We start from the raw sequence: 1,490 nt of genomic DNA, 5'->3' as shown, positions 1-1,490 counted from the left end.
ATCTCATGTCGTTTTCAGCGACAAGATTTATTATATCACACCATTAAGTTCTATGCAACAACTTTTTAAAATGTTTTTGAGTTATCCTCACAAAACAATAAGCGCTACACATCATTGCTCAACAGCGACAAGAACCATTATAGCACAATCTAAAATTCCGTGCAATAGCTTTTATTTTTTTTTCAATATCAACTCATCATTTCTTTAATAACAATGTAGTGATTTGTGTGGTCGCTCATTAACGACAAATAATATAACACAATTATTTTTTCTGCGCGACATTTTTTAAATTTATTTATTAAATATTATTTTTTGCTCAGATGTATTAATTTAGCATAAGTAAAAAACAAAGGCAACCTTTTTAATAATTAAAGCATCCTTTACTTTAATATATATTTTCACAAACTAAACATTTTTGAAAAATATTCTTTCTAAGAGTAAGCCTATCTTCACATTAGGAATAAGAGAAATGATAGGTAGCAAAAACAATACCTTTTAAATATTTTTTATTTAAAAATTGACCAAATCCTAGAAGAGCATACTCCAAAATAACCTTTCTTTGGAGTTCCCCACATTTTTCTTACACCTGTTAAAATTAAGTTTTTCAATTAATACGCAATTCTTGACGGTCATTTGCCTTGGTAGTTTACTTTTCCTTAATTTCACAAAGAGATGTAGAAGCTACTCTAAAGGATTCCTTAAAACCTCGTTTTGATTTTTATTAATCGATTTTTCTACTATATTCTGAAACCCATAAATAATAATTGCTAATGACACACATATAAAATACCATATAGTATGATTCAACTTAAATACTCCTGCTTTTTCCCAAAGTTGTGAAAAAGGATAAGAACTAATACTATCTAATACTATATTTGTAATTAAATATTTTGGGAAATTTCCATATGTTAGTTTAAAAATCCAAAGTGTAGCTACAAAATAGGAACCTAATATATATATGTAAAGTCTATAGGACCGGGAGATAAAGGGTTTTTATTTACCCTCCATTTTTTCTCATTAGCAATTAGACTAAATACACTTATGAATAAATTAGTAAAACTTGCTACAGGTAAAAACCTAAAAAAAGATTTTTTCCCCATGAAAGGAACAGTTAGCCAAGGAACGACTAACATCGCTAAAGCGAATGTCTTTTTTTTCCATATAAATCAGCTTCCTTCCGATATAGTTTTTATAAATTCCCTCTAACTAAATCTTATTATTAGATTTTCTTGTTAAACTATTCTGCCCTGATATCTACATATAAGCATCCTATACTTTAAGTACATCCTTTTACAACCTTCGTTAAATTACTAATTTTGTTTTGCTAATCAATCGTGAACTCCGCTGTCAAATGGTGCTTATCATAATCCCCTGCGCTTCTAAAATCAAGTATATCTTTCACTATACGGTATTCACCAGTATCCAGACTGCCATAGAGCCAATCCCAATCAACTGTCCATTTCTTAACATCCGAAGAAGCTAAGTCATAT

General features: G+C 29.3%; 1 protein-coding gene. It reads right to left on the bottom strand.

Annotated elements, in window-relative coordinates:
• Window positions 1–1,324: 1,324 nt before the first annotated feature.
• Window positions 1,325–1,490 (bottom strand): immunoglobulin-like domain-containing protein (locus ACJ2A9_RS23445; protein WP_441424112.1); only part of this gene is annotated, 166 nt, incomplete at its 5' end.

The sequence above is a fragment of the Anaerobacillus sp. MEB173 genome (assembly GCF_052119505.1).
Taxonomy (GTDB): Bacteria; Bacillota; Bacilli; order Bacillales; family JBJMAU01; genus JBJMAU01.
This window is presented reverse-complemented; position numbering and strand designations above follow the sequence as displayed.